Genomic DNA, 23,140 nt, shown 5'->3' with positions numbered 1-23,140 from the left:
AGGAGTTCACTCTAGCCCCAGCCCCGCAGCCGCGTTTGATCCACCTCAAATGGAACGGCGACGCAGCATCGCCTGGCCGCTATTTGCCTCCGCCGAGCGAGTGGACGTAGACCGTCAGCGCCTTGATCGTGGATGGATCGAGACGGCCGACCCAGGCAGGCATGACGCCAGCACGGCCGTTGCTGATGGTCTCGATCAGCGTCGCCTCGTCCGATCCATAAAGCCAGATCTTGTCGGTCAGGTCGGGCGCACCGAGTTCCTGGTTCCCCTTGCCGTTTTCGCCGTGGCATGAGGCGCAATTGTCGGCGAAGATCGTCGCGCCGGCGGCTGCGTTGTAACCCGCGGCCGTCGGCAGTCCCGACAGCGACCTGACGTAATTGGCGACGGTGACGATCTCGTCCTTCTTGAGAACTCCATCCTTGCCGAACGCCAGCATAGCACCCTCATGCGCCTTCTGATGCCCGGAGCGGGCACCGAACTGGATCGTCTGCATGATCTGGTCGAGGCTCCCGCCCCACAGCCACTCATCGTCGTTCAGATTGGGATAGCCCTTCGCGCCGGCGCCGCCGCTGCCGTGGCAAGGCGCGCAATTGTCGCCGAATACCGTCTTGCCGCGCGCGCGAGCCAGTGCCAGCAAGGCGGGATTCTTCTCGATTTCCTCGAGCGAGGCGGCTCCGAGTGCCACCATCTTGTCGCCGCGGATCTTTTCCAGATTGGCGAGCTCGGTAGCGACCTCGGCGCGGGTGGAGTAATTCCAGATGCCGGTCGTGTGACTCCAGAGCAGCGGCCACGCGGGGTAGACGATCCAGTAGCCGATCGCCCAGACAATGGTCAGATAGAAGGTGATCACCCACCATCGCGGCAGCGGCGTGTTGAGCTCCTTGATGCCGTCCCACTCGTGGCCGGTGGTCGCCCTTCCGGAAACGTGATCGATGTCGCTATGTTCGGTCATGATCAGATCACTCCTCGCGCAAGGGCATTTTCGCCGCTTCGTCGAAGACGGCCTGGTTGCGCGGCCAAAGGGCGTAGGTCACGATGGCGATGAAGATTCCGACGAAGATCGGCGTCCAGACCGATGTAACGAGGTCCGACGCGATATTGTGGACAGTGAGAATTGCTTTCATCGTTGTGCCTTTTCAGCGCAGATTTGCTTTTTCGTTGTAAAGCTTGAAGTCGACCAGCGTGCCGAGCATCTGCAGGTACGCCACCAGCGCATCCATTTCGGTAGGCGCGCCGCCCTTGGCATCGAAGTTGCGGGTAACCGCCTTCGGATAGCGCTTGGCGAATGCATCGACGCCCGCATTGTCGGGATCGGCCTGGGCCTTCAGATCGGCGACGGCATTGGCAACCTGGTCGTCCGTATACGGCACCCCGACGGCGCGGTTGGCGCGCAGATGGTCCGCGACGCTGGCCTCATCGACTTCCGTCTGCGACAGGAAGGCATAACCGGGCATCACCGATTGCGGCACGATCGCGCGCGGATTGTTCAGATGCGTGACATGCCATTCGTCCGAATATTTGCCGCCGACACGAGCGAGATCGGGGCCCGTTCGCTTGGACCCCCACTGGAACGGGTGGTCGTACATGCTCTCGGCGGCGAGCGAATAGTGGCCGTAGCGCTCGATTTCATCGCGCAGCGGCCGGACCATCTGCGAGTGGCAGAGATAGCAGCCCTCGCGGACGTAGACGTTGCGACCGGCAAGCTCGAGCGGTGTGTACGGCCTGACGCCGTCGACCTTTTCGATCGTGCTCTTGAGGTAGAACAGCGGGGTGATCTCGACGAGGCCGCCGATCGCGATCACTACGAGGATCCCCGCGACGAGGATGATCGAGTTCTTTTCGAAGATTTGATGCCGTGACCAGAAAGACATTGCTGCGCTCCTCATTCCGCCGGCTGAAGAGCGACGGGCGACTGCACTTCCGCTTCGCCTGCACGCACCGTCATCCAGAGATTATAGGCCATGATCAACGACCCGATCAGGAATAGCGCTCCGCCTGCGGCACGGATGATGTAGAAGGGATGCATCGCTTCCACGGTTTCGATGAAGGAATATTCGAGGAAGCCGAGCGAGGTGTAGGCGCGCCACATCAGGCCCTGCAAAATTCCCGATACCCACATCGCCGAGATGTAGAGCACGATGCCGATGGTGGCGGTCCAGAAGTGCCAGTTGACCAGCTTCAGGCTGTAGAGCCCCTTGCGATCCCACAGCCAGGGAATCAGGCAATACAGCGCGCCGAAGGACACGAAGCCGACCCAACCCAGCGCACCGGAATGCACATGGCCGATGGTCCAGTCAGTATAGTGGCTGAGCGAGTTCACGACCTTGATCGACATCATCGGCCCTTCGAAGGTCGACATGCCGTAGAAGGCGACCGACACGACCAGCATGCGCAGCACGGGATCGGTGCGAAGCTTGTCCCAGGCACCCGACAGCGTCATCAGGCCGTTGATCATGCCGCCCCAGGATGGCATCCACAGCATGATCGAGAACGTCATGCCGAGCGTCTGCGCCCAGTCCGGCAGCGCCGTGTAGTGCAGATGGTGCGGGCCAGCCCAGATATAGAGGAAGATCAGCGCCCAGAAGTGGATGATCGACAGCCGATAGGAATAGACCGGCCGCTCGGCGCGCTTCGGAATGAAGTAGTACATAATGGCGAGGAAGCCGGCGGTCAGGAAGAAGCCGACCGCGTTGTGCCCGTACCACCACTGGAACATGGCGTCCTGCACGCCGCCCCAGGCGATATAGGACTTCGAGCCGAACACCGAAACCGGCAGCGCGGGATTGTTGCCGAGATGCAGAACAGCGATGGTGACGATGAAGGCGAGATAGAACCAGTTGGCGACGAAGATGTGCGGCTCTTTTCGCTTAATGATCGTCACCAGGAAGACCAGCAGATACACCACCCAGACGATCGTCAGCCACAGGTCGGCATACCACTCCGGCTCGGCATATTCCTTCGACTGGGTGACGCCGAGCAGATAGCCGGTGCCGGCAATCAGGATGAAGAAATTGTAGCCGATGACGACGAACCATGGGGCCAGATCCCCCGCTAGGCGCGCGCGGCAAGTCTTCTGCACGACGTAGAGCGAAGTTGCGATCAGCACGTTGCCGCCGAAGGCGAAGATCACCGCCGACGTATGCAGCGGCCGCAGGCGGCCAAAACTGGTCCAAGGCAGATCGAGATTCAGCGAAGGCCATGCGAGCTGGGACGCGATCAATACCCCGACTGCGAATCCTGCGATACCCCAGATCACCGACATGACGGCTGCGAACTTGATCGGGCCCATGTTGTAGTTGGGACGGCCATGGATTTCCTGCGGCGGCAGCGACGACGGACGGGCGAAATATCGATTGACGATCGCAATGACCGCCCAAAGGCTCGCGGCGGACGACAGCGCGGCGTGGAAGGCAAACGCCGTGTCCTGCGCCTTGGCCACGGCGAGCAGGCAAAAGAATGCGGTCAGCGAAAAGACCAGCACCAGACCGGCCTCGCCATGTGTCATCGATTTTGCGGTTGGAGATTGGGTCATGGGCTAGATTCTCTTCTGCGGATGGGTCTCACTGATCACAGCTACGCGACCGCGAGATTGATCGAAGTCAATTTCTTGCGGTTTTGCGCATTTCGTAACGATGCGGCTTGGTGCGAACTCAACAGCAGGACGGTCCAATCGGCAGATATGCCTGCGTAACCTTCGCTCGCTCCGGCGAAACTTCGAACTCGTTCAACTCTGCGCGGGTGATCCTTTTCGGTTCGGCCAAGCACCCGAACCCGGCGGCGATTGCCCGTAACAGGCGGCCGATGGCGGCAGTCAATCTTCCCGTAACGGCGGATATCATCGTCACAACGAGACCTCGCAGGATCACGCGCCACCAAAGTGCAAAGCGCGCCCGGCGCCTTGAGGTGAGTCAAGGGAGATCAGACGGCCCGCTCAATCGCGTCGTGTCGGAGCGGGTAGCGGTCAGAACGCGCGGCGCTTGGCGGCGGAGGATTTGGCCAATTGTTTCGGCCGGGTCTGCAGGTCACCCCAGAACAGCACCGCGGCAAAGACCGCGAACACCGCAACGACGCAGACGGCAACGAGCAACGAATCGGTAGGCATGCGGACGATCTCCTTTGATGGAGCCAGCATGCCGGCCGGCCTTACGCGGGGCTTTGACCTGGATCAAACGCACCATCATTTACGCGGGATTTCTCATGCCGCAGCCATGGCGGCAGCCCGGCTCGGGTCCAGCAGCCGGACGCCCCCGGCTACGATGATGAGCATCTTTTCGCGCTCGAACCGGGTCAGTGTCCGACTCACCGTTTCGATCGTCAGCCCCAGATAATCCGCGATATCCTGCCGGCTCATCGGCAGCGCAATGGTTTGCCGTTCATCGCCGATCTGAGCCAGACGCTGCCGCCAGCCCACGAGGAAGGACGCGACCTTCTCCTCGGCGGTCCGCCGGCCCAGCAGCAACATCTGCTCCTGCGCCAGCTTCAGTTCCCGTGCCGCGAACTCGTTGATTCGCATCAGGAAGTGTGACCGCTGTTCAATGAAATGCGTGAACGCCTCCCTGGAGAGACGGCATACAGTCACGGAATCGATTGCATCCGCCGAAAAGCTGTAGCGATCGGACGGCGCCACGCCGAGAAAATCGCCCGGCAGCGCAAAGCCGATCACCTGGCGCCGCCCATCCGGCAACAGCTTGTACAGACGTGCGACACCCGCAGTCAGGCTGTGGACGGAACGCGCGATCTGGCCCGCCGTGAACAGCGCCTCATTGGGAGCGAAATGAATGTGACGGGAGATCCGCTCGAACTCCGCAAGGTCGGCCTGGTCAAGCGCGTTGCAGATGCTGAGTGATCGAACAGTACAGGCCGAGCAGCGGCCGAAACTTGCCCGATTCGGAGAGATGGTTCGTATCATTGCTCCTGCCCGTTCGAGCGTCGGATTGACGCCCTATCCCCCGGCCAAGGCCCGCACTCCAGCATCAGGAGATATAGTTCATTGTAGCGGATCCCTCGCCCGCTGATTGATCCAGATCAAATTGGCCGACGATTTAACCTTCACAGTACGGCTCTGGGCTGGAAAACCGCGCTTTTCCACGGAGTCGAAGGTGCAATGATCCGACGAATTCTGATGTCGCTGGCGTTTGCGCTCACGACCCTGATGCCGGCCGCGGCGGCTTCACCCCAGGAGCAGCGTGGCAAGACCTTTGCGCTGAACAACTGCGCGAAGTGCCACTCGATCGACAAGGTTTCACCGAGTCCGCTCAAGATCGCGCCGCCATTCCGGACGCTGCACAAGCGTTACCCGGTCGAGACTCTCGGAGAGGCGCTGGCCGAGGGCATCTATACCGGCCATCCGACGATGCCGGCCTTTCAACTCGAGCCGGACCAGATCGGCGATCTGCTGGCGTATCTCAAGACGCTCGAGTAGCGCATTCCGCCGGTAGCGCTGTTGGTCTGGCTCCTCGCCGAGCCAGGCCACCTGCCTAATGCGCTTGGACCGTCCAGGCGATCACGTTCTTTGCAATCCGGCCGAATGCTTCGCTGAACGCGGCGACGGCCTCGGGCGGCGTGACGGTAGCGAATTTCTCGCGCTCCTCGAACAGGTGCGAGGCGACGATCTTGCCGTTCTTGTCGACGATCCTGGCCGACAATCCGATTTCGGCGACGGGGCCCGACTCGATGGCGATGCGGAACCGCCTGACATCGATCAGCAACTGGAATTCGGTCTGTCCGACATCGGCCATGCGCAGCGGCGCATGCACGATGTCGTAATTCTCGAAGCTCTCGATCAGCCGCGCCTGGATCAATTTCGGCAGCGCGTCGGCCCACATCGCCTCAGCGAACCCGGGGAATTCCTGCGCCGGCGAGAACAGGAAGCGCTGCGTCTCCAGCATCGCAACCGCCGTCGGCTCCGGAATCGCCCACTGCACATTGATGACCTTGCTTGCCGGGCCCGAGCTCGGCAGCGCGCGCAGATCATAGGTGATCTTCGGCGGCGGAGCGGTTGCCCCGGTCATGCGTTCGAGGCCGGCGACGATACCGTCAAGCTTGCCGGTGTTACGGGCCAAGCCCTCCGAAAACACCTTCAAGTTGGTGATCGTGTCCTTCAGCGCCCCCGAATTCTCCGACAGCACCGTATCCACCTTGCGTAGCGCGTCGCGCGCGGCTTGCGTCATGCCCTGCCCCGCGCCCGGCTCGGCGACCAGCGTCGGTATCGCGCCACTCTGCGCGACCTGCGTGCCGCCTTCGAGTGCAATCACGGGCACGCCGGTAAGGCCCTGGAACTCCAGGCCGACCTTGGTATCAGCGCGCACCGGCGTGGTCGAAGCAACCGAGATGGTCGCATTGACGCCGCGCGGGTTGCCGGGAGCGAGGCCGAGCTCCGTCACCTCGCCGACCCGAATGCCATTGAACAGCACCGCTGCGCCGACAAGCAGTCCGGGCACGGATCCCTCGAACTGCACGCGATAGCTGGTGCGCGGGCCGAGCCCGCCGGTGTTTTGCAGCCAGTAGACGAAGCCGAATACAGCCATGATGGCCGCCAGCACGAAGGCGCCGACAATGACGAATGGAGCGCGGGTTTCCATCTGGTTAGCTCGCTCTGGGTTGCAGCATTTGGGAACGCTTGCCGTGGAAATAGGCCCGCACCCAGGGATGCTCGGATTGAAGCAGTTCGTGCATCGGGCCGATGGCGACAATCTTGCCGTCGGCCAGCGCCGCGACACGGTCACAGACGGTATTGAGGCTGGCGAGATCATGGGTGACCATGAACACCGTCAAGCCAAGCGTTTGCTGCAATGTCTTGATCAGCGCATCGAAATCGCCGGCAGCGATCGGATCGAGTCCCGAGGTCGGCTCGTCGAGAAACACGATCGCGGGATCGAGCGCGAGCGCACGCGCCAGCGCCACGCGCTTGGTCATGCCGCCGGAGAGCTCGGAAGGAAACTTGTCGCCGTCCTCCGGCTTGAGCCCGACCATTTCGAGCTTGGCGGTCGCGATCTCGTCCATCAGCGCTTCGGAGAGCACGAGATTTTCGCGCAACGGAAACTGGATGTTCTGCCGTACGGTGAGCGAAGAAAACAGCGCCCCCTGCTGGAACAGGATGCCCCATCGCCCGGCCGCACCTCGTGTGGCGCGGTCGTGGTTGATCGGCGAGCCCATCACCTCGATCTCGCCACCCTGTCGAGGGATCAGGCCGATGATGGTTCGCATCAGCACCGACTTCCCGCCGCCGGAAGCGCCGACCAGGCCGAGGATCTCGCCCCGGCAGACGTCCAGCGCGAGGCGGTCGATCACGACGTGCCGGCGGAAGCCGACCACGAGATCGCGTACGCGAATGGCAAAGTGTTCGGCGCTCTCTTGCATGGCTACATTCCGATCGACGCAAAGAACACCGCAAACAGTCCGTCGAGCACGATCACCAGGAAGATCGATTTGACCACCGACGTGGTGGTCTGCTTGCCGAGCGACTCGGCACTGCCCTTCACGCGCAGGCCTTCGCTGCAGGCGACGATGCCGATCACCAGCGCCATGAACGGCGCCTTGATGATCCCGACCTCGAAATGGGTGACAGAGACGGCGTCATGCAGCCGCGCGAGGAAGATCGCCGGCCCCATGCCGCCGTAGAACCAGGCGACGAGGCCGCCGCCGTAGAGCGCCGCCATCGAGCCGATGAAGCTCAGGATCGGCAGCGCGCAAACCAGCGCCAGGATCCGCGGCAGCATCAGAACTTCGATCGGATCCAGCCCCATCGTCGACAGCGCGTCGATTTCCTCGCGCATCTTCATCGAGCCGAGTTCGGCGGTATAGGCGCTGCCCGAACGTCCCGCGACCATGATGGCGACGATCAGAACGCCGAGTTCGCGCAGCACGAGAATGCCGACCATGTCGACGACATAGGAATCCGCGCCAAACTTGCGGAAATGGAAAATGCCCTGCTGCGCAATGATGGCGCCGATCAGGAAGGTAATCAGCACGACGATAGGTATCGCCTGCCAGCCGACGCGATAGAGCTGGTAGGTCAGCGACGTCAGCCGCAGCGATCGCGGCCGACGCAGGACGCCCAGGATGGCGATGCACAGCGAGCCCAGCATCTGCAGGAATGCGGCGATATCTTCGCTCGAACCGATCGTGGCGCGACCGATATCGCCGAGCTTTGCCACGACGGGATTGCGCGCAGGTGCCGGCGCGGGCGTTCGCCGGTTGACCTGGCGAACCTCGTCGATCAGGCCGGCATAATTGTCGGCAATACCGATGATATCGGCGCGGCGACCGGCGGAAGCGACCCGCCGCGACATTTTCTCCAACAACCAGGCGCCGAGCGTGTCGAGTTCGCGGACCCCGGCCATATCGACCTTGACGGCAGCGGCCCGATCGAGCTGCGGCGCAATATCATTGGAAAGCTGTTCGAGCGTCGCCGCATTCGAAGCCGTCCAGGAGCCGCCCGGACGCAGTTCGAGCGCATCGCCCGATGGCGTCACCGTTAGCAGAGGTGCGGTCGCCAAGATGATATTTCCTCAATCAGATTGCTCTCATTCTCTAGGCCGCAGGCGCGGCTTCCATGTTGACCTGCCTCAAAGCACGGACGCGTCTATTACGGTTGACCCAAATCAAAGGGCATTCGTGCTGCCTCGCCTAGAATTCGAAAGACAAGGAAAACGGGCGAGCGCGATGTTCAAATCAGGCGGATTGGGCGAAGAGTTGCAGGCGCTCAAGAGCGAGGTGTCGCTCCTCTTGAACATGCCTGCCGACGATATTCTCGATGCCGCGAAGAACCGATCCGAGGCACTCGTCGAGTCGGTCAAGGCGGCTCTGTCCGACCTCGGCGAAATCTTGAGCGAGGAAGAGGAGCATGTCGAGAGGTTGATCGCAGAGCGGCCGATTGCGGCGCTGGCGTCCGCCTTCGCGGTCGGCGTCGCGATCGGTTTCATGCTGAGGAGGCACTAACGTGAACAGCGAGAACGTCGTCAAGCATTTGCGCGCACTCTGGCGCACCGATCGCATCATCGCGGAGATCCGGATGCGGCATATGCTGGTTGGGCTCGGCTTGCGGGCGTTTGCGGCGCTGATCGCGGCCTTCGGCCTGTTGATGCTGGAGCTCTCGGCCTATTTCGCACTCGTGCAGATCTGGAGCGCGATTTCCGCGGCGGCAATTCTCGGCACCGCCAATTTCGTGATCGCGGCCATCTTGTTCGTCGCTGGCGGAAGACCTCCCGCTGGCCGCGAGCTCGACCTGGCGACCGAAATTCACGGCTCCGCGGTCGAGGCCTTGCAAGGCGAGGCCCGCGCCCTGCAATCGCAATTCACCGGCATGGTGCAGCATCCTCTGAACAGCGTGCTGCCATTGGTGCTGGTGCCGCTGATTACCATCATCGTGAGGACCCTGAGGAAGTCCAGGGCAACCGCTCCTGCGCCTACGCCCGCCGCAGACCCGAGCTGACCACGGCGGAGGCAGCAGCCTCATGCCGGAAAACCAAGGAGCCATCCGAAATGTCCAAGACCAGAACCAAGACCCAGCCAAAGCCGATCCTGAATGTTTCCCTGCCGCCGCAATTCCGGCAATTCCGTCTTGCGCTAGCCCGCGAGCCCGGCCATCCAGAAGGCGACGCCGAGGTGGCCTATATCATCGTGGCGCCGCTCGATGCCGAGGACCGCATCGACCCAAAATTGTGGCGCGAGCATCGCGACGCCTGCCGGGTCGTGCGCCAGCGCCCAGACCAGCAGGACAAGCACGGTCACCTCGTTCACCGTCCCGGCGGCGGATGGGCTTTTCACTATGACGATGGCGAGATCAGCGTGCCTGACGACGTCGGCTATCATTTCGCGGACGAACGCTTCTTGGTCGGCGAATATGTTTCGCTCAACGAAGGCGGCGAGATGCACACCTATCGGGTGACCGCAGTATCGTATCTCTGAGAAATGAAACCGTTTTCGGGTCTCAGCGAAGCCGAGGCGGCGGCGCGGCTGCACGCCGAGGGGCACAACGAGTTGCCCCAACCGGATCGGCGCACGCCGTTCCACATAGCGATCGAGGTGTTGCGCGAGCCGATGCTGGCGCTGCTGCTGGTCGGCGGCATCGTCTACCTGGCGCTTGGCGACTTGAAAGAGGCGATCATCCTGGTTGCCTTCGCGACCATGTCGATCGTGATCACCGTGGTGCAGGAGACGCGAACTGAGCGCGTGCTGGAAGCGTTACGCGACCTCACCAGTCCCCGCGCGCTCGTCGTTCGCGACGGTGAGCGCAAGCGGATTGCAGGTCGAGACGTGGTGCGCGGGGACCTCGTCGTTCTATCCGAAGGCGACCGCGTGCCGGCCGACGCCATCCTTCTGCGCTGCAGCGACCTGCAGGCCGACGAGTCGATGTTGACCGGCGAATCCCTGCCCGTGCGCAAGGTCGCCTGGGATGATCGCACCACATCCGTACCGCAGCGTCCGGGAGGTGACGACCTACCGCAGGTGTTCTCCGGTTCGCTGGTAGTGCGAGGCTCGGGATTGGCGGAAGTGATCGCCGTCGGTGCGCAAAGCGAGATCGGCAAGATCGGTCAGTCGCTGGCCAATCTCGAAACCGAACCGCCGCGCCTGCAGGCGCAGACACGGCGCGTCGTCCGGCTGTTCGCCGTTTTCGGCGGCGGGGTGAGCGTGCTCGCGGTATTGCTCTACGGCATCATGCGCGGCGGATGGCTGGATGCGGTGCTGGCCGGCATTGCGCTGGGCATGTCGATGCTGCCCGAAGAGTTTCCGGTTGTCCTGACTGTCTTCATGGCAATGGGAGCGTGGCGAATTTCACTGGCGCGCGTGCTGACGCGCCGCGCGGCGGCGATCGAGACGCTAGGCTCTGCCACCATCCTGTGCACCGACAAGACCGGGACTCTCACGGAGAACCGGATGACGATCGTCGAGTTGCGGCTGAAGGATGGCAACGTCTTCCGCCCGCAAGACGGAGCGGAGATGCCACCGCAGTTCCATGACATCAGCGAGTGCGGCTTGCTCGCGAGCGCGCCTGAACCGTTCGACCCGATGGAGCGGGCGTTCCATACTCTGGCGCGGGAGCGGTTGACCGAGGCGTCCTATCGGCATCCGCACTGGAAGCTCGTTCATGCCTATGGTCTTCGACCCGATCTCCTCGCCGTAACCCACATCTGGCAAACAGATGGCGACAGGCGGGAATACCTCGTCGCCACCAAGGGCGCCCCCGAAGCGATCGCAGGTCTGTGCCGGCTGAGCGTGGCCGACCGCACCATGCTGACGCAATCCATCGACGCGATGGCCTCCGCTGGCCTGCGTGTGCTGGGCGTTGCGCGCGCCACTCACGCCGGACCGCACTGGCCCGCGTCGCCGCGCGAACTGGGCTTTGAGTTCCTGGGACTTGTCGGCCTTGCCGATCCGCTGCGTGCCAGCGTCGTCGAGGCGGTCCACGAATGCCGGTCCGCCGGGATCAAAGCCGTCATGATCACCGGTGACTATCCGGCGACCGCGAACGCGATCGCCTACCAGGCCGGGCTCGCGCGTGGCGAACTCGTGACTGGCGAACAGCTCGACGAGTTGAGCGAGGCCGAACTGGCCGGCCGGATGCGGACAGCGAGTGTCTTTGCGCGGATCTCGCCGAACCAGAAACTGCGTATCGTAAACGCCTACAAGGGCCACGGCGAGGTCGTCGCAATGACCGGCGATGGCGTCAATGATGCACCTTCGCTGAAGGCTGCCCATATCGGCATCGCCATGGGTGGACGCGGAACGGATGTGGCGCGCGAAGCTTCCGCAATCGTGCTGCTCGACGACGATTTTGGCTCCATCATCAAGGCGATCCGTCTCGGGCGCCGCATCTACGACAATTTGCGCAAGGCGATGGGCTTCATCTTTGCCGTCCACATCCCCATCGCGGGCCTGGCACTGCTGCCGCTGGTGTTCGGCCTGCCTCTCCTGTTCGGACCGATCCACATTGCCTTCCTCGAAATGGTGATCGATCCCGTCTGCTCGCTGGTGTTCGAGGCCGAAACGGAAGAGGACGATGTCATGCGGCGACCGCCGCGCTCCCCCGACGAGCCGCTGTTCTCGCGGAGGCTGGTTGCCTGGAGCCTGCTGCAAGGACTGCTGGCGTTTGTGGTTGTGGGGGCCATTTTCGTCGCGGCGCTGCGATGGGGAATGCCGGTACCCGAAGTGCGGGCGTTGACGTTCTTTTCGCTGATCGTCGTGATCGTCAGCCTCATCCTGGTCAACCGTTCCTTCAGCGCTTCGCTGCTTACCGCGCGCCGGCGGCCGAATCGGAGCTTGGCCGCGGTGCTCGCCGCCGTCGCCGTCATCTTGGCCCTCACCTTGCTTTGGCCATTTGCCAACCAGCTCTTCAGCTTCGGCCCTCTTCACGCCGACGACCTGGCCTTGACGCTCGGTGCCGGCCTCGTCGCGCTGCTGGTGCTGGAAATGCTCAAGCCGCTGCTGCGCCCGCGGCTGCAGTCGCGGTCCCGGCCGACGGAGCCACTTGCGATGGATCAAACGGCTAAACCGACGGCACGGTAACGTGGTTCCAGAAGAAGGAGAGCCCCATGGCGTTCAAGGACATTCTGCTGACACTGACGAGTTATCCCGATCCTACCCCGGCGTCGGTCGCCGAGGATGCGGTTGCGATCGCCGCAGCGCTCGGCGCTCACCTTGCCGCGTTAGCTTGCGAGGTGCATGTCGAAGTGCCCGGGCACTTCCTTTCCGGATCGACGGCCAATATTCCCGGGATCATTGCGGGCGAAATGGAGAAGAGCCGGAAGAGCGCCAGGGACATGCTGGCCGCATTCGATGTCGCCGCAAACAAAGCCGGCATTTTGCACGAAAACATTCTCGAGAGATGCGCGACCTTCGCCGTGCCGGATCTGCTGGTGGACTACGCGCGGCTTCGCGACCTCACCATTGTGCCGGTGCCGGAAAGCTACGATCAGTGGTACGCAGAAGCCGTGATATTCGGATCGGGCCGTCCTACTCTCGTCCTCCCCGAAAGTCCGAGGCCCCGTCCTTTCGAATTGGGCACGGTCGCTATCGCCTGGGATTTCAGTCGTGCTGCGGCCCGGGCGATTTCTGATGCGATGCCGATGCTCGAAAAGGCCAGTAAGGTGCGGATCGTTACCGTCACCAACGAAAAGAAGTTGGATAGCAAGCATTCCGCCGAAGCGCTGGCCAAAAACCTGGCACGCCATGGTATCGATGTGGTGCTCGACAAGGTCGACGCCGACGGCAGACGGATCGGCGAGGTGCTCGAATCCTATACAGTTTCGCATCGAGTCGACGTTCTCGTGATGGGCGCCTATGGGCATTCGCGATTGCGCGAATTTATCCTCGGCGGCGCCACCAAGAGCCTACTGTCGAAGCCGCCGCTCCCGATCCTGTTTTCGCATTGACGGCCAACCGCGGTCGTCGATCCCGCACACGGCGGCGTAAAGGCATGCCGTGCGCTGACGACAACTAAAGCTTCAGCCTGACGTTGCAGATATCGTGCTCCTGCGGGTCCGACTTCACCTCGAAGCCGAGGCTGCGGCACATCGCGAGCATCACCGTGTTTTCGGTCAGCACGTCGCCGGAAATCGTCTTCAATCCTTCGGACTTTGCGTACTCGATGATCATCTGCATCAGGGTCCAGCCGAGCCCCCTGCCCTTGAGATCGGATCGGAGCAGGATCGCGTATTCGCCAGTCTCATAGATCGAGTCCGAATGGATCCTGACCACCCCGACCAGTTCGTTGGTCGCCTCGTCGAAGGCGACAAAGGCCATCGCCCGGGCGTAGTCGAGTTGGGTCAGGCGGGCGATGAATTCATGGGAAAATTCCTTCATCGGTGCAAAGAACCGGAGCCGCAGATCCTGCATCGTAACGTGTTTCAACATCTCGTGGATCGCCGGTTCGTCCTCAGGCCGGATCGGACGGACGAACACGCGCCAGCCGTCCTTGACCTCGATGTGACGCTGCCATTGCGAGGGATAAGGCCGCACGGCGAAATTCGTAGGGCCCGAGCCACGAAACTTTCGTTCCACCCGCCCGATCACAACCCGCGCGTCGACGGCCAGCACGCCCGCCTCATCCGCCAGCAGCGGATTGATGTCGAGCCCACGAATATCGGGAACGTCGGCGGCCATTTGCGCCAGCTTGACCAGAACCATAGCGACTGCGTCCTGCTTTACCGCGGGCACGTCGCGATAGGCGCGCAATAGCCGCGAGACACGGGTACGTTCGATCAGACTGCGCGCCAGTTGCAGGTCGAGCGGCGGCAGCGCCAGCGCCTTGTCATTGATGATCTCGACTGCCGTTCCGCCACGGCCGAACACGACGACAGTACCAAAGGTCGGATCGTCGGCGAGGCCGAGAATGAGCTCGCGCGCCTTCGCCCGCACCACCATCGCCTGCACCATCACGCCCGATATGCGCGCCTCCGGCCGCAGCGATCTTGCCCGCGCGAGAATCTCGCCGGTCGCCTTGCGCACCGCATCGGCGCTGGTGAGATTGAGTACCACGCCGCCGACGTCGGATTTGTGAACGATGTCGCGCGACATGATCTTGAGCACGACGGTCGCCCCCTGCGCAAAGATCGCATTCGCATGCACGACCGCCTCTTCGGCATCGGCGGCGGCAAAGGTAGGCACGGCCGCGATATCGTAGGCGTCAAGGAGCCGCTTGACCTCGATCGGATCGAGCCATGAACGGCCGTCGGCCAGCGCCGCGGCAACGATCTGCCGCGCTGCATTGATATCGGGAGCGAATTCGCTCGGCATAGCGGGCGGCACCTGCGCTAGCGCCTCCACGACCTCGCGATGGCGGACCAGATGCATGAAGCCGCGCACGGCGTCGTCTTCGGTCGGATGGTTCGGAATGCCGGCACCGCTCAAAAGATCGCCGATCGACGGCTCCGCGCCGACCCAGACCGCGAGAACGGGCTTCGGCGTCATGCGCTGCCCGGCGCGATATTTCTGCACCACGCCGGTCACGGCCACGGCGATTTCGTCGGCGCGCGCAATCGCCGTTTGCACGTTCATGACAAGCACGGCGTCGTTTTCGGGATCGGCCAGCAGCGCTTCGAGCGCTGCGGCATAGCGCGCGGGATCGGCATCGCCGACGATATCGACCGGATTCGATTTCGACCATGTCGGCGGCAGAACGGCGTCCAGCTTCTCGCGGATCGCCGGCGAGAGAGCCGCAGGAATCCCGCCGAGCTCGACCAGCCGGTCAACCGCCAGCACGCCGATGCCGCCGCCATTGGTCAGAATCGCAAGCCGCTTTCCGGGCGGCGATTTTACCCGCCCGAGCGTCTCGGCGCAGTCGAACAATTCGCGCAGATCCGATACGCGCAGGATGCCGGCGCGCTGGAACGCCGCGTCATAGACGGCATCAGCTCCGGCCAGCGCTCCGGTATGGGTTGCAGCGGCCCGCGCGCCTTGCGCCATGCGGCCCGACTTGACGACCACGACCGGCTTTATTCTGGCGGCGGCGCGTGCGGCCGACATGAACTTGCGGGCATCCTTGATCGCCTCGATGTACAGCAGGATGGCGTGGGTCTTTTCATCCAATGCGAAGTAATCGAGCAGATCGGCGATATCGACATCGAGCTGGTCGCCAATCGAAACAATGCCGGAAAACCCGACGGCCCGCTGTGCCGCCCAATCCACCATGCCGGCGGCAATGGCGCCGGACTGCGAGATGAGCGCCAAATGCCCCGCGGCCGGCATATGTGCGGAAAAGCTTGCATTGAGACTGACGCCCGGCATCATGATGCCAAGGCAGTTCGGGCCGATCAGCCGCATGCCGTATTTTTGCGCTGCACGCTCTGTTGCTTCCGCCAGCGAGCCCGGACCGTGGCCGAGTCCAGCACTGACAATGACGGCACCAGCCGCGCCGCGCCGACCCGCCTCATCTATCAGGCCGGCGATGGTGTGAGCAGGCGCCGTGAGGACAACGAGTTCCGGCGCAAAAGATAATTTTGCGATGCTGTCTGAAGCCGCGACGCCGTCGATCTCGTGATAGCGCGGATTGACGAGGCCGAATTCGCCCTTGAACTGGGCGCTGCGAATATTGTTGAGAATGGCACGGCCTACCGAGCCGTGGCGCGGGCTCGCCCCTACCAATGCGACCGAATGCGGCGAAAGCAAATTTTTCAGACGATAGGTGGACATCGTTTTCCAGTACCGGCAGGTCGTGCCTGCTGTGAGCCCAGACAGATGTTCAGCGCAATGTGACGTTTGCGCGACAAATCGGCCAGGAACTGTCTAGCTGCGATGACAAATCGCATTCGGTTAGGTGGTTGGTCCTGGGGATCAGTGATGAACGTAATCTCCGGGCGCCGCAGGCATATCCTTGGCTTGCGCAGTTCCAGTGCCCATGTGCGGCGGCTCCGACAGCTCGCCGGATCGCGCGCAGAGCCACTTCGTCCGTTCAGGCCACTACGATCCTGCGGTTGACGGCACCGTGCTCAGCCATTCATCGGGACCGACACAAGTTGCGTCCGCCGTCCGCTTCATTGAGACGAAGCGGCAAGACGGTAACTTCCGCCGTCGGCAGGGGCGATTTCAGGTGCATGCTACTGGCCAGTCAGTTCGGGAAGCGGCCGCTGATCAAGTTCGACGTGGCCGCGATCATCCGCTCGCCATGCCTGAACAGCCGTTCGGAGTCGCGGCGAAGGAAGTCGAGCTGATGCTGGCCGCATTCCTGGCACATCGTCCTTATGTCCCGCACCGAATGTGCGCTCGCCATCTTCGCGACGAACTCCGTGTACAAGTGCATCTCGGTCCGTGTTCGCTCCAGCATCTCGTCGCCGAGGAACACCCATTCCTCGAACATCATCTTCTGGACACCGAGCATGAACTCCAGCGCGCCCTGGTTTAGCTTGGTGGCTTCCGCTTCTGCATTTGCGGCTGCTGGAAAGGAACCGGAAGCGGCCCGCTCAGACAACTCTGACATGACAATCTCCGATCTCTTGAGTTTCCGCCGAAACGATACTGACCGGATTCGGATCGAACATTGAGGTCCATCAAACTGGCGTTATTGCGACCGCAGCGCCGCCGCAAGGAGATGAGACAAGGAACTCATGGAGACGAAAGGTCACATCCCTTGCCCGCCTGAAATCAGTGCGACATCAGCACCGGCACGGTCATGCACTTGAACATGCTGCGCGTAACACCGCCCAGAATTCGCTCCTGCAGCCGCGAATGGCCGTAGCCGCCCATCGCCAGGAGGCCAATGTTGCTTTCGGCGGCGACCGACAGAATGGCGCCCTGAACGTCGCTGTGATCCGTGGTCAACCGCTGCACCCGGGCCGCAATGCCGCGCCGCCCCAGATGCGCAACGAGTTGGCTCGAGGAGGCCTCACCCGCCTCCTCATTGACCGCAATCACGGTCACGGCCTTCGCGCCCATCAGAAATGGCATAGAATCGCGCAACGCGCGGGCTGCAGGACGGCTGCCGTCCCAAGCGATCCCGATGTGGTGGGCATTAAGTGGCCCCTTGTGGATGTAGGGAACCATTAGCATCGGCCCGCCGGAATTGAACAGGATCTGCTGCGGAATCTCGTTGTCGTAGCTGGCCTTCACGGGGTCCGGCTGCAGCACGATCGTCATGTCGTAAAGCCGGCTAAGCGCCCCGATGGTCTGGCCGGCTTCGGCGGGAATCGCCGTGAACGTCCTGATGCCGTAGGCGATGTTGGCGAGCTTCGCCTCGATCTCGAACACGCCGATTGCGGCATTCGCCCGCTCCTGGGCACGCTCCTGTTCAGCCCCCATCACGGCGGCAACGGCGGCGCCGCCGCCTTCCGCGATCATCCCGGCGGCGCCCATCGATTCATAGCCGATGGCTACCGCATCGAGATGCGACCGCCGCGCAATGGTCAGGGAGACAGCGACGTCAATCACCGGCCTGACCGGGCGCTCGGAGGGAATATGAACCAGAATATTCCTGAACATCGCCATTCTCCCACGCGTTGGCGAGGGCTTACGGCCCACGTCCCGGGTTGCTGCTGGAAGGGTAGCTGGCTGACGGACGATGGAAGTTGACGCACGTCAAACTCGGGCAATGTCCGGCCGGGAGCGCCGCGAACGATGACGTCAGCAGGCTCGGGCGTGTTTCAACTCACGATAAGACGCGATGGCGGCGCCGAGCAGCTCTTCCCTTCGATGGCGATAGCCCGGCGGGGACACCTTACTCCGTTTACCGTTTTCGGCCCGCGGCGATCGGCTGGCAAGGCCGGCGAAACGCTTGAGATCGCGGAGGTCGCCCAATGCGCGTTGCATTCGCTTTGCCGGCCGGTGGAGGTGATGCAATTCGCCGCGGCTCTGCAGCGCGACGGTTTCCGTGAGCGCTTCCAGCATGTAGCGGAAGCGTTTGACCCTGATCCGCAGCCGGTGACGGCGCGATTCACCCAGCGCCTTCAGGTGGCGTCCCCTGCGGATCAACCGTTCGTGCCAACGGTTGAGTTCGCGAGCGCAATAGACTTGCAGAGCCTCCGCCTCCTTATTCCGCTTGCACCGCGCCAGCCACCCTCCCTGTCTGATCCAGTCAGCGATTGCCGAGATCAGGCGGCGCGTCCGAACGGTGCGCAGACAACGAACCAGGCGGCGGTGATCCCGCGTCTGGCGCTGATCGACTTGCTTGATGTTGTGCGCCGCCCAACCGCGGTAACGCTTGCGGCGCGCATATTCGACGAGGACGTCGCTGTCGCGTGTGGCGCCGAGCGAACCATTCAGCCAGGCGATTTCCTTTTTCAGGCGCAGCCATTCCGCATCGACCACGATCGGTGCGAAGAACGCCACCGCGGCGCGCAACCGTGTAATCGCGACGCGGATCTGATGCACCGCCTCGGCATCACCGGCGCATGCGCTGCTGTGCTGGGCCTTGATAGAAGCGATGCAGTCGAGCGCGATCATCTGGAATGCGGTTGCACAGTCGAGACTCACCGCAGAGGTGTCGTGCAGGCCGGATGTACTGGTTGGGCGGCCGCGCATCGTCAAGGCTCGTCCGGCACCAAAGGCAGGACCGCCCGGGCGTTGCGCAGCGACTGTTCCGGCGTCCCAGATGCATCTATCATATGCCATTGTACCGCACCGAGCGCGAAAGTCTCCTGCTTCAGGGCGACACTTCGTGTCGCATCGGACACATCGCCCTTGCGCTGCTCGATACGCGCCAGCCGCGTCGCGAGATCGGTCGTCAGAAAAAGGCCGACGAACCGCGCATTGTGCGTGGCCGCGAGATTCTCGATTTCCTTCCGTTCCGCTTCCTGCAGATAGGCGGCATCGAGCACCACCGAACAGCCCTGGGCGAGCACACGCAGCGCGGTGATCGAGAGCCCGGCATATACCCGCTCCGTCGTTTCGGATCGATAGGCAGATTCCGGCAGGGCGGTAGTTTCGCTGGCACCGAACAGGCGCTTGCGGATGACATCCGAGCGCACGATGACCGCGCCGGGTGGCGGCTCGATCAGACCTGCGAGTCCGCGAGCAAGCACCGACTTCCCCGTGCCCGACAGCCCGCCGATTGCCACCAGCAACGGCGGCTTGGGCGCAACGAGGCGTCCGGCCAGGTCGAAGTAGCGTTTGGCCTCCTGCCACACTGCATCGCTCCCTCCCGCATGCTCGCTCTTCACGAACAGCACATTCGCGCGGATCGCTGCCCGCATCGACAAGAACAGCGTCAGCAGGCGTAGCCCATCGAAGTCTTCGTCCGCAGCAGCGGTAACGTAGCGATTGAATACTGCGTTTGCCGCCGCCGCCTGATTGAAGTGGATCAGATCCATCAGCGTAAACGCGAGATCGTAGAGAATGTCCGTCGTGGCAATGACCGGATCGAACTCGATGGCATCGAACAGCAGCGGCCGGCCGTCGACCAATGCAATATTCGCAAGATGCAGGTCGCCGTGGCAACGGCGCACGAACCCTTGTTCGGCGCGCCGTCTGAGCAGCGGCAGCAATGTCGTTGCAGAGGCGCGACTGGCGGCATCGAGTTGACCGATCGCAGCGGAATCAAGTCCGTGCACGGTTTCAAACTTTGCGGTATTGCGATCGATGATGGGTAGAACGGAGGCAAGCCAGCTTTCGCCGTTGTGGCGCGCTGCCCTGTCGTGGGATCGCAGAACCGCATCGGCCACGGCCGTCGCAAGCGACGGATCGATCGTCTTCGATGCAGCGATACGGTCCAGCGACTGCTTCTCGTCGAACCGCGTCATTTCGACCGCCCATTCGACCGCGGTGCCCGAGCCGCCGATTTCGAGGACGCCATCGGAATTGCGCGTGATGGGAACAACACGCCGGTAGAGCTCGGGAGCGTTGCCGGCGTTGACCTTCAGTTCCTCCTCGCAGGCATTCTTGCGCTTCTCCAACGTCGAATAATCGAGGAACGGCAAGCGCACGGCACGCTTGATCTTCAGTACGCGATCGGCTCCGAGAAAAACCATGGAGGCATGGGTATCGATCCGCTTGCCGCCCCCGGCCGCACCGAAGCTGGAGCCATCGAGGAAATCGAGCACGTGCTGCTGATTGTCAGCGTCGGCTGCGGCAGCATCTGGGGGTGGCGGCATAGTCATGGCTGCAACACAGCGGCGCCCGTGATCTGCCCGGCGCGCAGCTTCGAGAGGACTTCATTCGCTTCCTGCAACGAAAACACGCTGGTATGCGTCTTGATGCCAGCTTGCGCCGCGACCTTGAAAAACTCGATCCCGTCGCCCCGCGTCAGGTTGGCAACCGAAAGCAGCCGCCGCTCCTCCCAGAGCATGCGGTAAGGGAACGAGGGAATGTCCGACATGTGAATGCCGGCGCAGACCACGCACCCGCCTTTGCGCACTGCTTGCAATGCCAATGGCACCAGGGAGCCGACCGGCGCGTAGATGATAGCTGCGTCGAGCGGCACCGGAGGCTGCTCCTCCGACCCGCCGGCCCAAGCTGCGCCGAGCGATAGTGCAAGGCGCTGCGCCACGACGTCGCCCGCACGAGTGAACGCGTAGACCGATCGGCCCTGCCAGCGAGCCACCTGCGCGATGATGTGGCCGGCTGCACCAAAGCCGAAAATGCCGAGATGTTCTCCATCGCCCGCCATCACCAGCGAGCGCCAGCCGATCAGGCCCGCGCACAGCAAGGGAGCGACAGCGACGTCGTCGTCAGCCTCGCCGAGTGGAAAGCAATAGCGCGCGTCCGCGACGAGATGCGTGGCAAATCCGCCGTCGCGCGTGTAGCCGGTGAAGCGCGGGCGGTCGCAAAGGTTTTCACGGCCGCTCCGGCAATAGGGACAGTCGCCGCAGGTATGACCGAGCCAGGGAACGCCGACCCTTTCGCCGATCGTGAGAGACGTCACGCCGGGACCAAGAGCTTCCACCCGACCGACCACCTCGTGGCCGGGAACGATCGGGTAGGCAATATCAGGCAGTTCTCCATCGACGACGTGCAGGTCGGTTCGGCATACGCCGCACGCGCCGACCTTGACACGCACTTCGCCGGGACCGGGCACCGGGTCCTCGCGCGGCTCAAACCGCAGTGGCGCGCCGGGCGTTTGCAGGACCATAGCGTGCATTTCGTCCGCTATCCTCACGCAAGCATGTGCGGTCTATCCGCAGCGAGCGGGTCATGCCTGATACCCGTCAATCGAGCCCGCCCCAACTGTCTCTAACATGGCTACGTCGGCAGCGCAGCGCCAGCCACGGCGTTCTGTCATTTCTTGAGCGCATGGAACACAAAGGCGGGCTAGGCAGGCCGACACCTCCTGCTGAAGGAACGAACTACCCGCGCGCGCTCTCGGCCAACGCGCGCATGATGTCCTCCCGCGCGATGATCCCGACCAACCGCTGTTCGGCATCAAGCACGGGCAGACTCTTCATCCGGTGGTCCACCATTAGCTGCAGAACGCGAGTCAGTTTCGTTGCCGGATCGACATAGATGAATTCCGGCGTCATCACATCCGCCACCATCCGCGACAACAGGTCATCATAGGCCGGAACCATGCGGCCGGGGTTGAACGCAAAGCATTTCAGGAAATCGAAGTTGCTCACGACGCCGATAATGTCACCATTGTCGCGCACCGGATAGCAGTTGAAGTCGTCGGCCTCGAACATCCTGTGCAGCTCGCGCATGGTGGTGTCGCGCGTAACCGTCTTTACCTCGCGCGTCATGTATTGCCCGGCAGTCGCTTCGAGAAATCTATGCACGGGAAGCCCTCGCCATTGTAGATCCTTAACGGGATAGGAACGCGCATCGGCGTGATTCAGTTGCAAGGTGGCGCGTGACGCCGCCGAGCATCCATTCGCGGAATCGCGAGTGACCGTAGGCGCCGGCGATCACGGCACCCGCCCCGACATTGGCCGCGATCCTGTCGAGCTGTTCGGTCACGCCGCTGGCCGTCTCCGGAACGACCTTGTGCGCCGCGACGCCGTGACCGCGCAACCACGCCGCCACGTCGGCAACATGCAGGAGCGCATCCTCACGACGGCCATCCCGCTCGGGAATTTCCGCAATCGTGACTTCCGTTGCGGCAGCCAGGATCGGCAGTGCGTCGAATACGGCCCGGCGCGCTTCCCGCACGTCCTTCCAGGCGATGAGAACGCTTCTTAGATCGAGCCATTGCACTGTGGGCGGCACCACGATGAGCGGTCGACCGGCCTGCATCACCAGATCGCTGGGATCGGGAGCGACGCTCGGGTCCACCGGGGTCTCCGAGAGGGCGCCAATCACGATGATATCGGCGGCTCTCGCCTGCTCCAACAAGTAGGGCACCGGCAACGTCCGCGCGGAGCGCCACTCCACCGACGTTGCCCGCCTCTCGACCGACGCGCGAAACTCGACTTCGAGTTCGGACAGGCGGTTCTCAATGGCGACGGCCTCCTCATCAAGGAGCTTTTGCGCAAAGTTCCCATCGGCGAAATAGATTGGCGGTCTGATGTCCGAGGCGGCAACGCCGATGATCCGCGCCCCGAATCGCTCGGCGAAATCGCCCGCCACCCTGAGGCAGGCATCGTTGGGCCGGCCCTGCGCCAGACCGACCATGACGGTTTTGTAGTCCATGACCTGCTCCACGCCGTCGGGCGAAACGCCGTATCAGCCCTGCCCACACAGCGACATCCTAGAGGTCCGCCCAGGTTCGAAGCTGACCTAGATCAAGAATCGCCCGCGGCTAGTCCCTGCATCTGCCTCTCGCAGCAGAGTACGGAGGCCG

Annotated in this window: 23 protein-coding genes; 6 read left to right on the top strand and 17 right to left on the bottom strand. The window is 62.9% G+C overall.

The annotated features are described in order from the left end of the window. Nucleotides 1-79: 79 nt before the first annotated feature. The 6 genes from ccoP to LMTR3_RS07960 form a co-directional block, all read right to left on the bottom strand. Nucleotides 80-952, bottom strand: a complete 873-nt coding sequence (ccoP, locus tag LMTR3_RS07980) for a cytochrome-c oxidase, cbb3-type subunit III (RefSeq protein WP_065744544.1) — start codon at nucleotides 950-952, stop codon at nucleotides 80-82. Between the two features lie 7 nt (nucleotides 953-959). Next, on the bottom strand, nucleotides 960-1,124 hold the full coding sequence (locus LMTR3_RS07975) for a cbb3-type cytochrome c oxidase subunit 3 (protein ID WP_065744543.1): 165 nt from the start codon (nucleotides 1,122-1,124) through the stop codon (nucleotides 960-962). Between the two features lie 12 nt (nucleotides 1,125-1,136). Beyond that, nucleotides 1,137-1,871: a cytochrome-c oxidase, cbb3-type subunit II gene (gene ccoO / locus LMTR3_RS07970; protein WP_065744542.1), complete on the bottom strand. Its 735-nt coding sequence runs from the start codon at nucleotides 1,869-1,871 to the stop codon at nucleotides 1,137-1,139. Between the two features lie 11 nt (nucleotides 1,872-1,882). After that, entirely contained in the window at nucleotides 1,883-3,505 is a 1,623-nt protein-coding gene (gene ccoN, locus LMTR3_RS07965; RefSeq protein WP_502686610.1) for a cytochrome-c oxidase, cbb3-type subunit I, read from the bottom strand. A gap of 456 nt (nucleotides 3,506-3,961) precedes the next feature. Further along, nucleotides 3,962-4,102, bottom strand: a complete 141-nt coding sequence (locus tag LMTR3_RS38350; RefSeq protein ID WP_176721836.1) for a hypothetical protein — start codon at nucleotides 4,100-4,102, stop codon at nucleotides 3,962-3,964. A gap of 93 nt (nucleotides 4,103-4,195) precedes the next feature. After that, nucleotides 4,196-4,909 carry a Crp/Fnr family transcriptional regulator gene (locus LMTR3_RS07960; protein WP_065744540.1) on the bottom strand — a complete coding sequence of 238 codons (714 nt, stop codon included), beginning with the start codon at nucleotides 4,907-4,909 and terminating at the stop codon, nucleotides 4,196-4,198. Nucleotides 4,910-5,104: 195 nt separating this feature from the next. Between LMTR3_RS07960 and LMTR3_RS07955 the strand changes: the two genes are divergently transcribed. Then, nucleotides 5,105-5,422, top strand: coding sequence for a c-type cytochrome (locus tag LMTR3_RS07955; RefSeq protein ID WP_065744539.1), 318 nt, complete (start codon nucleotides 5,105-5,107; stop codon nucleotides 5,420-5,422). Nucleotides 5,423-5,477: 55 nt separating this feature from the next. Here LMTR3_RS07955 and LMTR3_RS07950 read toward each other — a convergent pair whose 3' ends face one another. From LMTR3_RS07950 to LMTR3_RS07940, 3 genes are read right to left on the bottom strand one after another with little or no spacing between them, the layout of a single operon-like run. Further along, nucleotides 5,478-6,581, bottom strand: coding sequence for an ABC-type transport auxiliary lipoprotein family protein (locus tag LMTR3_RS07950; protein WP_065744538.1), 1,104 nt, complete (start codon nucleotides 6,579-6,581; stop codon nucleotides 5,478-5,480). 4 nt (nucleotides 6,582-6,585) lie between these two features. Next, nucleotides 6,586-7,359, bottom strand: coding sequence for an ABC transporter ATP-binding protein (locus tag LMTR3_RS07945; protein WP_065744537.1), 774 nt, complete (start codon nucleotides 7,357-7,359; stop codon nucleotides 6,586-6,588). Nucleotides 7,360-7,361: 2 nt separating this feature from the next. Beyond that, nucleotides 7,362-8,498, bottom strand: coding sequence for an ABC transporter permease (locus LMTR3_RS07940; RefSeq protein WP_065744536.1), 1,137 nt, complete (start codon nucleotides 8,496-8,498; stop codon nucleotides 7,362-7,364). A 166-nt stretch (nucleotides 8,499-8,664) separates the two neighbouring features. On the opposite strand from LMTR3_RS07940, the gene LMTR3_RS07935 reads away from it, so the two are divergent. Genes LMTR3_RS07935 through LMTR3_RS07915 form a run of 5 tightly spaced genes read left to right on the top strand, consistent with a single transcriptional unit; the run spans nucleotide 8,665 to nucleotide 13,373 of the window. Continuing rightward, a complete protein-coding gene (locus LMTR3_RS07935) occupies nucleotides 8,665-8,940 on the top strand; it encodes a hypothetical protein (RefSeq protein WP_065744535.1) in 276 nt (91 codons plus the stop codon). A 1-nt stretch (nucleotide 8,941) separates the two neighbouring features. Next, nucleotides 8,942-9,433, top strand: a complete 492-nt coding sequence (locus tag LMTR3_RS07930; protein ID WP_065744534.1) for a phage holin family protein — start codon at nucleotides 8,942-8,944, stop codon at nucleotides 9,431-9,433. A gap of 50 nt (nucleotides 9,434-9,483) precedes the next feature. Beyond that, on the top strand, nucleotides 9,484-9,909 hold the full coding sequence (locus LMTR3_RS07925; protein WP_065744533.1) for a hypothetical protein: 426 nt from the start codon (nucleotides 9,484-9,486) through the stop codon (nucleotides 9,907-9,909). Between the two features lie 3 nt (nucleotides 9,910-9,912). After that, nucleotides 9,913-12,507 (top strand): cation-translocating P-type ATPase, encoded by a 2,595-nt coding sequence (locus LMTR3_RS07920; RefSeq protein ID WP_065744532.1) that lies wholly within the window; start codon nucleotides 9,913-9,915, stop codon nucleotides 12,505-12,507. A 26-nt stretch (nucleotides 12,508-12,533) separates the two neighbouring features. After that, nucleotides 12,534-13,373: a universal stress protein gene (locus LMTR3_RS07915; RefSeq protein WP_065744531.1), complete on the top strand. Its 840-nt coding sequence runs from the start codon at nucleotides 12,534-12,536 to the stop codon at nucleotides 13,371-13,373. A gap of 64 nt (nucleotides 13,374-13,437) precedes the next feature. Here the strand turns inward: LMTR3_RS07915 and LMTR3_RS07910 are convergent, their stop codons facing one another. From LMTR3_RS07910 to LMTR3_RS07875, 8 genes are all read right to left on the bottom strand, one after another. Next, nucleotides 13,438-16,131 (bottom strand): bifunctional acetate--CoA ligase family protein/GNAT family N-acetyltransferase, encoded by a 2,694-nt coding sequence (locus tag LMTR3_RS07910; protein ID WP_065744530.1) that lies wholly within the window; start codon nucleotides 16,129-16,131, stop codon nucleotides 13,438-13,440. A 415-nt stretch (nucleotides 16,132-16,546) separates the two neighbouring features. After that, nucleotides 16,547-16,915, bottom strand: coding sequence for a hypothetical protein (locus LMTR3_RS07905; protein WP_065744529.1), 369 nt, complete (start codon nucleotides 16,913-16,915; stop codon nucleotides 16,547-16,549). A gap of 164 nt (nucleotides 16,916-17,079) precedes the next feature. Next, on the bottom strand, nucleotides 17,080-17,913 hold the full coding sequence (locus LMTR3_RS07900) for a universal stress protein (RefSeq protein ID WP_065744528.1): 834 nt from the start codon (nucleotides 17,911-17,913) through the stop codon (nucleotides 17,080-17,082). Between the two features lie 141 nt (nucleotides 17,914-18,054). Beyond that, nucleotides 18,055-18,951 (bottom strand): CHAD domain-containing protein, encoded by an 897-nt coding sequence (locus LMTR3_RS07895; RefSeq protein WP_065744527.1) that lies wholly within the window; start codon nucleotides 18,949-18,951, stop codon nucleotides 18,055-18,057. Between the two features lie 2 nt (nucleotides 18,952-18,953). After that, nucleotides 18,954-20,519, bottom strand: coding sequence for a bifunctional aminoglycoside phosphotransferase/ATP-binding protein (locus LMTR3_RS07890; RefSeq protein ID WP_084029473.1), 1,566 nt, complete (start codon nucleotides 20,517-20,519; stop codon nucleotides 18,954-18,956). A 2-nt stretch (nucleotides 20,520-20,521) separates the two neighbouring features. Next, entirely contained in the window at nucleotides 20,522-21,505 is a 984-nt protein-coding gene (locus LMTR3_RS07885) for a zinc-dependent alcohol dehydrogenase family protein (protein ID WP_065744526.1), read from the bottom strand. Between the two features lie 205 nt (nucleotides 21,506-21,710). Further along, nucleotides 21,711-22,136 (bottom strand): CBS domain-containing protein, encoded by a 426-nt coding sequence (locus LMTR3_RS07880; protein WP_065744525.1) that lies wholly within the window; start codon nucleotides 22,134-22,136, stop codon nucleotides 21,711-21,713. 25 nt (nucleotides 22,137-22,161) lie between these two features. Then, nucleotides 22,162-22,989, bottom strand: a complete 828-nt coding sequence (locus tag LMTR3_RS07875) for a putative universal stress family protein (RefSeq protein WP_065744524.1) — start codon at nucleotides 22,987-22,989, stop codon at nucleotides 22,162-22,164. Nucleotides 22,990-23,140: the final 151 nt, after the last annotated feature.

This window comes from Bradyrhizobium sp. LMTR 3, from assembly GCF_001693485.1.
Lineage (GTDB): Bacteria > Pseudomonadota > Alphaproteobacteria > Rhizobiales > Xanthobacteraceae > Bradyrhizobium.
This window is presented reverse-complemented; position numbering and strand designations above follow the sequence as displayed.